The organism is Streptomyces sp. NPDC006314 (assembly GCF_040613075.1).
In the GTDB taxonomy this organism is placed as follows: Bacteria; Actinomycetota; Actinomycetes; order Streptomycetales; family Streptomycetaceae; genus Streptomyces.
Genome location: NZ_JBEXRL010000007.1, coordinates 244,341 through 257,763, shown reverse-complemented (window position 1 = coordinate 257,763; position 13,423 = coordinate 244,341). Strand labels below are relative to the sequence as shown.

Sequence of the window (13,423 nt, the reverse complement as noted above, 5' to 3'; positions counted from 1 at the left end):
CGGAAGAAAGCGAGCGGGATTTCCCTCATGAGCCTGCACGGAAAGACCTTCCTCGTGACCGGTGCCGGCAGCGGCATCGGACGCGCCGTGGCACGGCAGCTGATCGGCGAGGGCGCCCGGGCCGTCCTGGTCGGGCGGCGGGCCACGGCTCTGCGCGAGACCGCCGGGGCGGCGGCGGACGAGCAGGCACTCGTGCACCCGGCGGACATCGCCCGGCCCGCGGCGGCCGCCGGTGCCGTACGAGCCGCGCTGGACCGCTTCGGCGGGCTGGACGGCCTGGTCAACAACGCCGGACTGGCTCGTTTCGGCCCTCTGGCCGAGGCCGATCCGAACGATCTGACAGCCATGCTCGACGTCAACCTGATGGGGCCGGTCCACCTGATCCGGGCGGCCCTCCCCGCGCTGCGGGCCGCCGGCGGATCGGTGGTCAACGTCTCCTCCGTCGGCGGGGTCCTGGCCATGCCCCGCCGGGCGGTGTATGGCGCGTCCAAGGCCGCACTGAACAGCCTCACACGGTCGCTGGCCCGGGAACTCGCCCCGCACATCCGGGTCAACGCGGTGCTGCCCGGTCCGGTCGACACCCCGATGTACGACGATCTCGGGCTCGCGCCCGAGCAGGTGGCGCAGCTGCGCGACGACCTGGTCGACAGCACCCCGCTTGGCCGCTTCGGAACACCGGACGACGTCTCCTCCTGGGTGTGCCGGCTGCTCGACCCGGAGGCCGCCGGATGGGTCACGGGCGCTCTCATTCCCGTCGACGGGGGCCGCACTTCGTAATTCCGCTCGTTGTTTCGTACAACAGTCCGGCACTGCTCAGAGAACATGCGGTGCCGAAAGGACGAGGGAGAACAAGAATGAGCAGCGAAGAGATTTCCACCGTCTACGGCCGTCAGGAATTCAAGCGGGTCGACGTCGGGGCCGTCATGCGGGACGGTCACCCCGACATCAGCGACGGCGACCAGCTGATCGTGGACCTGGTGGCCAAGAAGCGCGAGTCGGCCGGTCGTCCGCTGACCGTCATCGACGTGGGCTCCGGATCGGGTGTGCTCTCCGAGATGATCGCGCAGCGGCTGCCCGACTGCCGGGTGATCGCCAACGAGATCGCTCCCAACCCGGCCCGTCAGGCCCGCGATCGGCTGGCGGACCACCCCCGCGCGGAGGTCTTCACCGACTCCTTCATGGACTGGAAGGACCCGCTCGACGTCATCATCTCCTGGGGCAGCCACCACCATCTGCCGCACAGCCACCTCCAGCACGCGCGCGCCCTCCTCGACGAAGGGGGTGTGCTGATACTCGGTGACGAGTTCTGCCCCGAGTACTGCACCGACGAGGACGTCAAACGGTTGAGGGACGCCGACGTCATCGAGTTGGGCGGCGGCTATCTGCTCGCCAGCCGGGAGGAGATCGAGGCGTACCGCAAGGACGGCACCGTCCCCGAGTGGTCCCGGACGCTGGAGGACCGCCGCCGCCGCACGCTGTGGAACTGGTACAAGTTCGTCATCGACTACGCCATCGAACGGGACCACTGGCCGGTGGCCATCGCGGAGATGCAGATCACCAAGGACGACATGGTCACGTCGTTCGAGGAGGAGCACAAGCTGTCACCGCTCATCGCCGAACACGAACTGGCCGTGAACGGGTTCGAGCAGATCGCCAAGCACGTCATCGGTGACCGGCCCGCTGAGCTGCAGAGCTTCTTCATCTACGAGTTCGTCCCGGGCAACGGGGCCGCCGACGGCGACGGCGACCGGTGATGGGCCGGGTCTCACACGCCGGCACCATCCCCCCGTCCTGTCTGCACGCGGTCTTCCGCGCGGCGGAGGAGCGGGAGCGGACCACCGGCCGGCCGGTCGTCAAACTCCATGTCGGTGAACCCTACTTCCCGCCGCCGCGCGAGGTCGCCCTGGCGGTGGAGCACGCGGTGCACGACGGCCGGACGGCCTACACCTCCGCGGAGGGCATGCACGCGCTGCGGGAGGCACTGGCGGTCAAACTGGAGACGGAGAACGGTCACCGCACCAGTCCCGAACGGGTGTTTGTGACACCGGGCTCGTGTCAGGGGCTCGCCGCGTTGTTCCAATCCCTCGCGAGTCCGGGCGACGAACTGCTGATGCCGGAACTGCACTGGCCCATCCACCTCCAGCAGGTCCTGCTCGCGGGCTTCCGGCCCGTGTTCTACGCGCTCGGCCCCGGGTACCGCCCCCGCCTGGAGTCGCTGCGCGAGGCCGTCACCCCCCGCACCCGGGCCGTGCTGGTGAACTCCCCGGCCAACCCGACCGGTGCGGTGCTCGACGCCGAGACCATGACGGGCATCCTCGAACTCGCGCGCGAGCACGACCTCCAGATCATCAGCGACGAGGCCTACGAGCACTTCGTGTACGAGGGCGAGCACCTCTCGTTCGCCTCCCTGGAGAGCGGGTTGCCGGAGGAGGAACGACGCGTCTCCAGCACGTTCACCTTCTCCAAGAGCCTGGCGATGACCGGATACCGGCTGGGGTACGTGGTGACACCCAACGCGGCCGCGGCACACGCCCTGCGCGTGGTGCAGGAGGCGAGCATCATCGGCCCCTCGACGCCCATCCAGTACGCCGGGCTCACCGCGCTGAAGGCGGAGGACAGCGCCCGGGCCAACGCGCGGATGGTGCGGGCCAACCGCGACCGGGCCCTGCCCGCCCTGCGCGAGGCGGGTCTGCTCGCCGAACTCCCGCAGGGCGGCTGGTACGCCGTGATCGACGTCGGCTCGACCGGTGTCGACGCGGACACCTTCGCCGCGAGCCTGCTGGAGACCCACGAGGTGGGTGTGGCTCCGGCCGCCGGGTTCGCGCTGCGGCCCGTGTTCTCGGACGACGGCCGGGTGCTGGCGTCCGACCCCGCGCCCGAGGCCCGCACCCTGGTCCGGCTGGCGTTCTGCGGCGACCCCGTGGAACTCGACACCGGCGTCTCGCGGCTGCTCGCCCACGTGAGGGACTTGCGCTCCCGAGGCGGATCACCGTGACAGGCCAGGACTACGCGGGTTATCTGCGCCTGGAGCGGCTGCTGTCGCTCCAGGAGCCGCAGTACCCGGCCGGCGACGACACCGCCACCGGATCGGCCGAGTTGTTCTTCATCGTGGCCCACCAGACCAGCGAGCTGTGGCTCGTGCAGGTGCTGAACGACCTGGACGCCGCCACCGAGGCACTGGTGTGCGCCGACGGGACGGGCACTCCCGACGGCGTCGAACACGCGCTGGAGCACCTGGGCCGTGCCGTGGCGGTGCTCGGCCTGCTGGGGGAGACGGTCCGGCTCCTGGAGCGGCTTCCCGTCCAGCGATTCGCCGTGTTCCGCCCCCGCCTGGGCAGCGCCAGCGGAGCCCAGTCGCGCAACTTCCACGACCTGGAAGTGCGCATGGGGACCGCGGACGAGGGCGAGAGCCCGCTGTACCGGGCCTTCCTCAAGGCGCTCGCCGCACGCGGCACCAGTGTGGAGGAGGTCTGCCGACTCGGCGCCGCCGGCGCGGGCGCCGCCCACCGGCTCGCCGAGACCCTGCTCGACCTGGGGTACCGCTTCTGGCAGTGGAAGGTGAACCACCTGGTGCTGGTCGATCGCGCGCTGGGCGGCCTGTCCGGCACGGGCGGCACGACGGGCGCCGCCTATCTGGTCACACGGGCCCGCATGCCTTTCCCGGAACTGCGGTCGGCCCGGGAGCGACTGCATCGGCACGAGGCCGACACCTGACCACCGAGCCCTGATGCGAGGTGCATGACGGCACCGCCGCGGGCGCGTCGGCACGGGATCGTCCCGGCAGCACACCGGAGCAGCTGGCCGGAGGCGGGGCACGGGTGGGAGTGATCGGCAGCGGGGTCCGACGCGGCTCGCGGCCTCGACGGAGCCTGAGGAGGGCGCCTGGCCGGGCGTCCGACCCGGTCAGGCGCCCTCTGCCGTGACTCTGGAAGAAGCCCGCGGCCTGCCGCCCGCCACCGCGTCCCGCGAAGAGGCGCCCCCCCCGTTTTCCGTGCGCAGCTCCGCTGCCACATCCGCCGCATCACCGGCGTGACCGACCTCGCCGCGATGGCCAAGGCGGCCAGGGCCGTGGCCTCCACCCGGCCCCGTCCGGGCGTCGAGTCCGCCGCGGCCAACATCGCCCCCGGCCCGGGAGCCGCCCTCATGGACCGCGCCGAGGGCGCCGTCCGCAAGGCCATGGGCAAGGGCTGAACCCCGGCACTGCGGTGGACACCGAGGGCCCGGCCGGCAGCGACCGACCCGGGGCACGGCGTGTGCCGTGCCCCGGGTAGGCACGATGATGGGACGTGGAGCGGCACCCGCCACCAGCGGGGGGTGACGCCGGGCACGCAGCAGTGGGCGACCGGTCCGGAACGCGCCCGCTCCCTTCGAGGCGGTGCGCCGCCGGAACGGGAGGTCCCCGATGACGACCGTCGGTGTCGAAGAGGAGTACATGCTGGTGGAGCCGGTCACGGGCCGGCTGGTGGCGCGCGCGGAGAAGGTACGGTCCGCGGCCGGCCTGGCGCCGTTCGTGACCGCGCGGGAGATTCAGTCGGAGCTTCTTCAGGCGCAGATCGAGGTGGCCACTCCGGTGTGCGACTCGTTGGAGGAGGTCGGCGGCCATCTGCTGCGTCTGCGGCACGCCGTGGCCGGGGCGGCGGAGACGCACGGCTGCCGCATCATGGCCGGCGGGACCCCGCCCTTGCGGCAGGCCCTGCCGATGCCCGTCACCGACCAGGTCCGCTACCGGGCCATGCAGCAGCAGGCACCACAACTGGTCGCCGAGCAGATGGTCAACGGCATGCACGTCCACGTCGCCGTGCCGGGCCGGCGCGTGGCGGTTCAGGTGCTGAACCGGATCCGTGTCTGGCTGCCGGTCCTGACCGCCATGGCGGCGAACTCCCCGTTGTGGGAGGGCCACGACACCGGCTTCGCGAGCTGGCGCACCCTGGTGTTCGACCGTTGGCCGGTCAGCGGAGTCCCGCCGTGTTTCATCGACGAGACGGACTACGACGTCCGGATACGGCGGCTGCTGTCGACCGGGGTGATCAGCGACACCGGCCAGCTGTACTGGCAGGCTCGGGTGTCCGAGACCTATCCCACGGTGGAGGTCCGCTGCCTGGACGTGCAGCTGCGCACGGATGAGGCCGTGATGTTCGCCGGGCTGGTGCGCGCCCTGGTCGACACCGCGATGTCCGAGACGGCGGCCGGCCAAGAGGCGCCGGACACCGCTCCTGAGCTGGTGGACGTGGCGATGTGGCAGGCGGCACGCTACGGACTGAGTGGTGAGCTGATCCTGCCCGGAGGCGAACGCTGCCGGGCGGGCGACGCCGTGTACGGGCTGGTGGAGCACGTCGGCCCGGCGCTGGAGGCGGCCGGTGACACCCGTGAGGTGACGTCGCTCGTCCACCGTCTGCTGCAGCAGGGCACCGGCGCGGACCGCCAGCGCCAGGCGCTGGCCGAAGGTGGTCTCGACGCCGTCATCGACCTGCTCATCGAGGCCGGCGGCATGCCCTGACAGCCCCATGGGAGACCGGAAGACGCTCAGCCCCGGACGGCAGTGGTGCCGGCCGGGGCTGATGCTCTCACGGGCGTGGATGAGGCCCGTGGAGACACGCGATCTGGTCAGCTGCGACCCGGTGCGTAGGACGTCGACATGTCGCGCCGTGCGTGGGACGACTCCGCCGCCCGGGCGGCCGCGCTGGCGGCCAGGGCCAGCAGGAGGGCCAGCACGCCGGTGATGATGTTGTTCACGATCGTCTTCGTCGTACTGACGTCACCCGCAACCACCCAGGGCGCGATGATGGCCCACGCTCCCAGCGCACAGGCCGCCCACGCCATGCTGTGGGTCCGCTCGTAGGCGCGGCCGAATCCGCCGCTCATCAGGACCGCGTAGGCGATACCGGTGAGCAGGTTGGTGACAGCCAGTGTCGACAGGTTGTTGAACCCGGTGATCCAGGGCGATGCCGCGAGGTAGAGACCGGTGAGCAGCGCCATGGTCTCGATGGCCTGGGCTTTGGGTGTGCTCGTGGCGCGCTCGGCCATCTCGTGACGAAGGCGCATGTCGACGATGTCGGGATGCGTTTCCATGGACGGCCTGGGAGAAGTTGTCATTGTTCTCACCTTCAGGGCGATGCTGATGATGCTGTCAGATGTGTCCCGCACGCCGGGCAGAGCGCACCGGAGCGATGGCTCCTGGGGCCACCCCTCGGGATGCCCCGCAGGGCGCTGCCGGGCGGGCGGCGGGATACGCCAGGATGGGGGTGGGTCGGGGCGGTTGCCCGAACGGTTTCCCAGGCGGCAGCGATCCGCCGCAGCGGACGGTCACTGAGGGCCTCCCGCAGACGAGGAGGCCGGCGAGGTAGCGGTTCATCATCGCGTCGAGCCGTGGGTGGTAGCGCCGCTGGTGTGGTCGCGCCGCTGGCGAAGCAGAAGACTGCCGCCGCCCCCGAGTAGCAGCATCCTGGTGGGCGATGGAGGCGGTCACAATCCGGCCGGCCCCGGGGGTGCGCCTTCAGCGTCGGTGTCGTCCTCGTCGGCGGGGGCGTCGGCCGAAGTCTGAGGCTGCTGCCGACCTTCCTCTTCCTCGGGGTGGACGTCCTTCTCACCCGTGACCTGCTCCAGCGGGTGGGAGAACTCGTTCCCCTGCGGGTTGCTCATATCGGCTCCTTCCAGAGCGGTACCTTCCGGGTTCCCCAGGGGGGTGACTCAATTACCCTAATTCTCCCTTTTCTGTGCCGGTATGGGTCTTTCGTTTGCCGTAGGGGCAGGCGGGGACCCGGCGCCCATGAGCGCAACGCCCCTTCGCCGCCGGGTGCGGCAGAACCGGATCCTGAGTCTGCTGGACGCACTCGAGCGGGACCCACGGGCGGACCCGGTGATCGACGCTGTCGGCAGCGGAGTACGCGGACTGCCGTTGGGACGCGGCCGCGACCTGCTGCACGGCAGGTGGCTGGGGCACCCGGCGCATCCACTGCTGGTGCAGCTCCCGATCGGCACCTGGCTGTCCGCCGCGGTTCTGGACCTGCGGCCCGGCCGCTCCCGTGAGGCGGGCGTACTGGTGGGCGTCGGACTGGCGGCGGCCGCGCCCGCCGCGCTGGCGGGCGCCGTCGACTGGGCGGAGCTGCACCGGCAGCAGATGCGCGTCGGACTTGTGCACGCCCTCGCCAACACGGTGGCTCTCGGCCTGTACGCCACCTCGCTCGCCTGCCGCTTCAAGGGCCGTACGGGAGCGGGCCGGGTCTACGGCTTTCTGGGGCTGACGGCGGTCGGGCTCGGCGGCATGCTGGGCGGGCACCTGGCCTACCGCCAGGCGTCCGGCGCCAACCATGCGGAACAGGTCCCGCACGTGGTCCGGGACATCTGGCACCGGGTCGGCGCAGTGGCCGAGTTCCCGGCCGGGGAACCCGTACGCCGCGTCGTGGACGACGTACCGGTCCTGGTGCTGCGCGAGTCCGGCGGGACGATCCACGCACTGGCGGAACGGTGCAGCCACCTCGCGGGTCCCCTGTCCGAGGGCACGGTCACGGACGGGTGTGTCCAGTGCCCCTGGCACGGCAGCGTCTTCCGCCTCGCGGACGGCTGGAACGTACGCGGCCCCGCCACCGCGCCCCAGCCCGCCTTCGACACCCGGATCGCCGATGGCCACGTCGAGGTGCGCCTGCGCCGGCATGACGGGGAACAATGACGAGCGACCGCCGGGAAGCGGACCGGAAGAGAGCGGGAAAGGAACGGACAGGGCCCATGGGCACAGCAGCTGACAACCGCCTCGCACGACGGGTGAACGGGCTTCTTCGGCGCACCCACCAGAACTATTCCGCCGGGCACGAACGCCCGCTGGGCGGTTACCTCGCGGCCATGACGGGGTTCGGGGCGTACACGGCGGCCTGGGCCACGGCGGTACGACTTCGCGGGTGCCCGCTGCCCGACCGCCCCGAACCGTGGGACGTGGTACTGACCTCGGTGGCCACCTTCCGGCTCAGCCGACTGCTGAGCAAGGCGTCGGTGACCAGTCCGCTGCGCGCCCCCTTCACTCAGTACGTCGGACCACAGGGCCCTGCCGAACTCCACGAGGAAGCACAGTCCCAGACGGGCAAAGAGACCGTGGGCGAGCTTGTGACCTGCCCCTTCTGCGTGAGCGTGTGGGTGGCCTCGACCCTGACGGCCGGCCAGTTGCTCTGGCCGCGTGCCACGCGCACCGCCATGGGCGCGCTCGCCGCCCTTGCCGGAGCGGACGCGTTGCAAATGCTCTACAGCGCGCTGGTGGACAAGACGACCGGCGACTGACCCCGCGCGAGCCCCCCACACCCGCTTCGCGTCGAGCCGAGAGCGCTGGGGCGCGGGGGGTCCGACGGGGCTACACGGAAGTCGACCGGCGCGGGGCTCAGTTGGGCCGGATCCGGTTGCCGGTCCGTCATGGGAGGCGAGTACCGCGTCGTCTCAGCCCCCTTGCTGCCGTGCTTCCTTGACCACCTGCTGGCCCGACTCACGTGCCTGCGCGGTCAGATCCTCGCTCTGGCCGCGTACTTCCTCCTGGGTCGTCCGGGCAGCGTCGGCGGCAGAGCCCTTGATTTCCTCGGTGGCCTTCTGCGTGACTTCTTTGGCGCCTTCCTTCAGGTTCTGCGCGGACTCCAGAGCAGCCTGCTTCACCGGCTCCAGCACCTCACCACCGGACTCCATCAGGCCGGAGACCGTCTCCTGCTCCACCTGTGAGGTCGGCAGCAACGAGGACGCCAGTACACCGACTCCGAAGGCGATCAGACCCGCGGCCAACGGGCTTCCCTGGGCCTGGCGCATGACCTGATCGGGCGCCTGCTTGACCGCGTCGCCCACCTGACCGGCCGTTTCCCGTACCGCGTCGGTGGCCTGTCCGGCGCCTTCCTGCAGCGAGCCGGCCGCCGACTGGGCACCGGTCGTGACCCCGTGAGCCGTCTGTGAGGCGGCCCCCATGACACTCTCACGCAGGCCAGTGAACCTGCTCCGCGCCCGCTGGGTCCGGCGACGCACCATGCGGCGGGGACTGGTCCGGTCGGCGAGCCGGTCCACGTCCGCGGACAGCTGGTTCCGGGTGGCGTCGATCTGGTCCCTTATTTGGTCGGGTGACGTGCCCATTCCGCATTCTCCTTCATCGTTTCGACGGTCCGCTCGGGCTTGGGGGAGACGGTGCGCATCCGGGTGCGGCCCCGCTGGTAGAGCACGGCGGCGATGACGGCCCACACCGCGGCGACGATCAGCGAGGCCCACCCGCCGTCCATCACGTTCGCCAGACCGAGGACGGCGGCCAGCGAGAGGAACAGGAGCACCATGTATCCGCCGAAACCGGCACCGCCGTACATGCCGGCCGCCTTGCCGGCCTTGGCAGCCTCCTGTTGCACCTCCGCCTTGGCCAGCTCGATCTCCTGGCGGAAGAGTGTCTGGACGTCGGATGTCACCACCGCCAGCAGCTCACCGACCGACCTGTCATGCCCGTGCTCCGCGGGGCTCGGAGGGATGGTAGACACCTCACACCTCCGGATAGGGCCGGGTCCGCATACCGGCCGGCGGCGGGTCCCCGGGCAAGGGCGGTGCCTGCGGTGATCCGGAGGGCTCTGTCGACTGCGGGACAACCGGCGGTGCGGGCGGCATCGGTGGGGCATCCTGCACAGGGCCGGATGGCAACGTCGGCGTAACCGGCTCGTTCTCCGCTTCGAGCTGCGGGGTGCCGGTGCGGCGCTGCCCCGACTCGGACGACTGCCCGGCCTTGCCTGCGGCCTTGGTCAGGCGCCCTACCGCCAGTCCTGCCAGCAGTGCTCCACCCAAGAAGACCCCGGGGCGCCTGCGAGCGAAGCGGCGAAGATCGGAAACCGCCCCGTCCACACCCTGCTTCTCCAGGTAGTCGGCGGCCCGGTGCCCACGGTCGGCTATCTGGCCGGCAACGCTGCGGGCAGCTGAGTCGCTCGGGGCGTTGTCGGCCAGGCCGGCCACGTCGTCGGACCACTGCCGCAACGTTCCCGTCGCGCGCCGTGCCTGTTCCTCGGCCTCGTTCACCGCGCGGGTGCGCAGTTCCTCGATGACCGTAGTGGCCTGCTGCCGCGCCTCCCCGGCCACGGCCTTGGCCTGTTCTGCGGCGGTTCCCGCAACCTGGCCCGCGGCCCGGCCGGCCTGATCGGCCGTGGCCGACGCCTGTGTCCTGGCTGTCTCACCGGTCTGCTTCAGCCTCCCGGCACCCTCTTGTGTGTATTCACTCATCGGCCAGCCTCCTCGGCACCGCATCGACGTTCATGCGAGACCTCTCGCCGACGTACGGGACGCCACCGCCGGGCCTCACAATCGACCGTTCTTCTCACCCACGAGTAACTGTTAGGGCGACATTCACACACAAATCGGGCATCAGTTTCTCCGCTCGTGAGGGTGGCGTCGTCAGCGCCGCGGCGCTGACCACTTACCGGGCCCCGCGCACCCTCTTCGGGCGTCCGCGCGGGGAGTTGCGGCCGGCGGTGTCCCTGGAGTGGCGGCAGGGGACTGCCGAGCCCGGGGCCGCCTCGGCCGGGGACCCGTCCGGCCCAGCCTTGATGGCGGCCGGAGCAGGTTCCGGCAAGGGTGGAGTGACGCTTGACATCTCTGTCGGCTCACCCCGCACCCCTGAGTCAAAGGAGCACAGCCATGTCCGGACGCAACACCCTCATTCGCAGCCTGCACGACGTGGGTCTGGCAGCATGGTTCGGCGGCTCCCTGATGGGCGCTGTCGGCCTCAACGGGGCGGCGAAGGACGAGGGCGCCACGGACACGGCCGGGGCGCGGATCGCCTCTTCCGGATGGTCGAAGTGGGCACCGGTCAACGCGGCCGCCATCGGCGCACACCTGTTCGGCGGTGGCGGGCTGCTCGCGGTGAACGCCCACCGGGTCGCCAAGCAGAAGGGCGTAGCCGCCTCCACCACGGCCAAGACGGCCGTCACCGCAGCGGCTCTGGCCGCCACCGCCTACGCCCGCGTCCTCGGCAAGAAGATCGAGCTGAGTTCTTCCTCCGATCCCCAGGACGCCGAGAAGGCCGCCCAGCATCCCGTCGACGTCGACAAAGCCCGGCGTCAGCTCGCCTGCGTTCAGTGGGCGGTGCCGGCCCTGACCGGCTGCCTGGTCGTGCTCAACGCCCTGCATGGTGAACAGCAGCGTCCTTTTGAGCAGCTCCATGGCATGTGGGAGCACGCCCGCTCGGTCACTCCGCTGATCCCGTGAGACTCCGCCGCAGGACACCTGGTGACGGAGACCGGCCGCAGGAGGGCGACGCAGTCGGTGATGCGCCGGCCAACCGGTCCCCGCCGGGCTTCGAGGCCACGGGCGACGGCCCTATGGATGTCCGGAAGCCGGTGGTCAGGTCACGGAATGGGCTGCTTGCGCTTCGGCGACGCTGCCGTGGACGGGCAGAATGGTGTCGGCGCCGGTCAGCGCCAGCATCCGGGCCAGTTGCGGGGGAGGGCCGGCCAGAATGAGCCGGCCGCCGGCTTCCTGAGCGCGGCGGCGCAGCCGGATGAGGCTGTTGAGGCCGGAGGAGTCACAGAAGGTGACTCCGGCCAGGCCCAGGATCAGTGAAGGGTACCGCTGCAGGACGTGGGTGGCGTGCCGGTAGAGCCGGGGTGCGGTGTGCAGGTCCAGCGGGCCGGCCACGGCGGCGACGGGCAGCTGACCGGGTTGGTCCGTCACGTCGATGTGCAGATCCGCGCTCATGGAAGGATGCTCCCGTCCTGGTCGCTGTCGCTGTGGGGGCCGTTGGACGACAGGCCGGTCACCTCGGCTGCCTCGTCGGCCGGCTCCATGGCTGCGCCGAGCCATTGGCACAGCAGGACGGTGGCGTCGTCCTGAAGGTGCCCGTCGTGGTAGTCCAGGACGGCGTGGATGAGACGGCGCAGGGTCTCGGGGACCGAGAGGCCGTCGGCGTGGTGGCGGATGAGGAAATCGGCGAAGCGTTCCAGGCCGAATTCGGGGCCGCCGGGGCGGCGGGCCTCGGTGATGCCGTCGGTGTAGAAGACGATGCGGTCGCCGGGCTGGAGCTGCTCCGTGCACACGGTGCCGGGCAGGCCGAGGTCGGTCCCCATGGGGTGTGCCGGTGGGCAGACCAGGTGGATGGTCCAGCGGTTGTCGCGGATGATGATCGGCGGATGGTGGCCGCGGTTGACCCATTGCAGGACGCCGGTGCGGGTGTCGAGGGTGGACAGGATGCCGGTGACGTACCGCTGGCGGCCGTACTGCTCGATGAGGGCGGCCTCGACGGCTTCGCCCTTGCCGATGAGGTCGGCGCCCTGCCGGCGAGAGTTGCGGCAGGCCCCCAGAGCCAGCGCGCCGGCCAGACCGGCGGCGGTGTCGTGGCCCATCGCGTCGAAGATCGACAGGTGCACGAGGGGCCCGTCGATGGCGTACTCGAACACGTCGCCGCTGATCTGGTAGGCCGGCTCCAGTGAGGCGGAGATCGCCACCCGCCCGTCCGCGTAGGTGCGCGGAGGCAGCAGATTCCACTGCATCTCCGCGGCGAGGTTCAGCGGCTGCGCGCGCTCCAGCTTGGCCAGTGCGTCGCTGGTTCCCCGCTTGCTGACGATGATCAGAGCGACGAGGGCGGCCAGTGCCTCCAAGTCCTGCCGGGCGTCGGCGTCGTTGTGGTCGGCGGTCACTCTCAGCAGCCCGATGCGTTCGGTGCCGTCCAGTAGCGGCACCCACCACTCGAAGACATTCCCGCCCGCGGATACGGCGGGGTGGATGTCGCCGTACTGGTAGGCCCGCCCGGGCACCGTCCCCTCGACCTGCAGTTCTGCTTCGGCTTCATGGTCCGTCGCCCCTTCTCCCATGAGAAGACGCAGGGTGTTGCGCTGCAGGTCGGCCAGGTAGATCAGCACCTGGCGGAAACCGGCGGCACGGGCACAGGCGGATGCCTTGGCCGGCAGCATCTCGACGGGCATGAGGTGGCTGGCGGCCAGCAGACCGGCGAGCATCTCCCGCCCACCCCCGCCGCTTCCTTCCATCGACCCACACCTCCGCTCATCGGTGTCGCCCCGCCTCACACGACTACCCCCTGACGCCGTCAGAAGGCAGCAGAGAGGCAGCGGGCCGGCCGAACCACCCCTTCGCCCGTTTTCCGCAGCACGGCATGGACTACGGCATCAGCGCCTGTCCCTGGCCCGACGACGTGCACCCGCGGGGCCACCGGGGCCCCAGCCGGGGCTCGGCCCCATGGTGATCGCGGGTCCGCTCTGCTTGACGGCCCACCCTGTCCGCGTCCGCGCCCGCGCAGCCGCAGATCGCAGGCGCCGGCGGCACCTCCGACCGACGCCCGACCCCGCACGGGGCACGCAGGCCCAGCCACCGCCCGCCCGGGCCGCAGTGCCGGCCGCGGTCAGGTGGCGATGGTGGCCAGTCCGCCGATCACGCGAAACCGGCCTGGTGGTCTTCCCGAAGGGCGCGGTGACCGCCTGGCGGTCGT

Annotated in this window: 16 protein-coding genes; 9 read left to right on the top strand and 7 right to left on the bottom strand. The window is 71.0% G+C overall.

Annotated features, from left to right (window positions below; all coding sequences use genetic code 11):
• Positions 1-27 precede the first annotated feature (27 nt).
• The 6 genes from ABZ079_RS15765 to ABZ079_RS15740 all read left to right on the top strand — a co-directional run bounded on the left by ABZ079_RS15765 (position 28) and on the right by ABZ079_RS15740 (position 5,497).
• On the top strand, positions 28-777 hold the full coding sequence (locus ABZ079_RS15765) for an SDR family oxidoreductase (protein WP_356939989.1): 750 nt from the start codon (positions 28-30) through the stop codon (positions 775-777).
• Between the two features lie 77 nt (positions 778-854).
• The gene (locus tag ABZ079_RS15760) at positions 855-1,754 is read left to right on the top strand and encodes a class I SAM-dependent methyltransferase (protein ID WP_356939988.1); all 900 of its coding nucleotides are present in this window, start codon (positions 855-857) and stop codon (positions 1,752-1,754) included.
• Complete coding sequence (locus tag ABZ079_RS15755; RefSeq protein WP_356939987.1) at positions 1,754-2,995, top strand: pyridoxal phosphate-dependent aminotransferase; 1,242 nt, start codon at positions 1,754-1,756, stop codon at positions 2,993-2,995. The genes ABZ079_RS15760 and ABZ079_RS15755 overlap by 1 nt, the downstream gene beginning before the upstream one ends.
• Positions 2,992-3,714: a tryptophan 2,3-dioxygenase family protein gene (locus ABZ079_RS15750; RefSeq protein WP_356939986.1), complete on the top strand. Its 723-nt coding sequence runs from the start codon at positions 2,992-2,994 to the stop codon at positions 3,712-3,714. The genes ABZ079_RS15755 and ABZ079_RS15750 overlap by 4 nt, the downstream gene beginning before the upstream one ends.
• 315 nt (positions 3,715-4,029) lie before the next feature.
• Positions 4,030-4,191 carry a hypothetical protein gene (locus tag ABZ079_RS15745; RefSeq protein WP_356939985.1) on the top strand — a complete coding sequence of 54 codons (162 nt, stop codon included), beginning with the start codon at positions 4,030-4,032 and terminating at the stop codon, positions 4,189-4,191.
• A gap of 211 nt (positions 4,192-4,402) precedes the next feature.
• Positions 4,403-5,497, top strand: a complete 1,095-nt coding sequence (locus ABZ079_RS15740; RefSeq protein WP_356939984.1) for a glutamate--cysteine ligase — start codon at positions 4,403-4,405, stop codon at positions 5,495-5,497.
• Positions 5,498-5,604: 107 nt separating this feature from the next.
• Here the strand turns inward: ABZ079_RS15740 and ABZ079_RS15735 are convergent, their stop codons facing one another.
• Together ABZ079_RS15735 and ABZ079_RS15730 are read right to left on the bottom strand one after the other, a co-directional pair.
• Positions 5,605-6,093, bottom strand: a complete 489-nt coding sequence (locus ABZ079_RS15735; RefSeq protein ID WP_356939983.1) for an SPW repeat protein — start codon at positions 6,091-6,093, stop codon at positions 5,605-5,607.
• Between the two features lie 369 nt (positions 6,094-6,462).
• Positions 6,463-6,639 (bottom strand): hypothetical protein, encoded by a 177-nt coding sequence (locus tag ABZ079_RS15730; RefSeq protein WP_356939982.1) that lies wholly within the window; start codon positions 6,637-6,639, stop codon positions 6,463-6,465.
• 127 nt (positions 6,640-6,766) lie between these two features.
• Between ABZ079_RS15730 and ABZ079_RS15725 the strand changes: the two genes are divergently transcribed.
• The gene (locus ABZ079_RS15725) at positions 6,767-7,666 is read left to right on the top strand and encodes a Rieske (2Fe-2S) protein (RefSeq protein WP_356939981.1); all 900 of its coding nucleotides are present in this window, start codon (positions 6,767-6,769) and stop codon (positions 7,664-7,666) included.
• Positions 7,667-7,722: 56 nt separating this feature from the next.
• Positions 7,723-8,265: a DUF1360 domain-containing protein gene (locus ABZ079_RS15720; RefSeq protein ID WP_356939980.1), complete on the top strand. Its 543-nt coding sequence runs from the start codon at positions 7,723-7,725 to the stop codon at positions 8,263-8,265.
• A 153-nt stretch (positions 8,266-8,418) separates the two neighbouring features.
• Here the strand turns inward: ABZ079_RS15720 and ABZ079_RS15715 are convergent, their stop codons facing one another.
• From ABZ079_RS15715 to ABZ079_RS15705, 3 genes are read right to left on the bottom strand one after another with little or no spacing between them, the layout of a single operon-like run.
• Complete coding sequence (locus ABZ079_RS15715) at positions 8,419-9,090, bottom strand: DUF3618 domain-containing protein (protein ID WP_356939979.1); 672 nt, start codon at positions 9,088-9,090, stop codon at positions 8,419-8,421.
• Positions 9,066-9,479 carry a phage holin family protein gene (locus tag ABZ079_RS15710; protein WP_356939978.1) on the bottom strand — a complete coding sequence of 138 codons (414 nt, stop codon included), beginning with the start codon at positions 9,477-9,479 and terminating at the stop codon, positions 9,066-9,068. Before ABZ079_RS15710 ends, ABZ079_RS15715 begins: the two co-directional genes overlap by 25 nt.
• A gap of 1 nt (position 9,480) precedes the next feature.
• Entirely contained in the window at positions 9,481-10,206 is a 726-nt protein-coding gene (locus ABZ079_RS15705; RefSeq protein ID WP_356939977.1) for a hypothetical protein, read from the bottom strand.
• Between the two features lie 414 nt (positions 10,207-10,620).
• Here ABZ079_RS15705 and ABZ079_RS15700 point away from each other — a divergent pair, with 414 nt between their 5' ends.
• Complete coding sequence (locus tag ABZ079_RS15700; RefSeq protein ID WP_356939976.1) at positions 10,621-11,190, top strand: hypothetical protein; 570 nt, start codon at positions 10,621-10,623, stop codon at positions 11,188-11,190.
• Positions 11,191-11,325: 135 nt separating this feature from the next.
• Here the strand turns inward: ABZ079_RS15700 and ABZ079_RS15695 are convergent, their stop codons facing one another.
• Positions 11,326-11,679 carry an STAS domain-containing protein gene (locus ABZ079_RS15695; protein WP_356939975.1) on the bottom strand — a complete coding sequence of 118 codons (354 nt, stop codon included), beginning with the start codon at positions 11,677-11,679 and terminating at the stop codon, positions 11,326-11,328.
• The gene (locus ABZ079_RS15690) at positions 11,676-12,965 is read right to left on the bottom strand and encodes a PP2C family protein-serine/threonine phosphatase (RefSeq protein WP_356939974.1); all 1,290 of its coding nucleotides are present in this window, start codon (positions 12,963-12,965) and stop codon (positions 11,676-11,678) included. Before ABZ079_RS15690 ends, ABZ079_RS15695 begins: the two co-directional genes overlap by 4 nt.
• Positions 12,966-13,423: the final 458 nt, after the last annotated feature.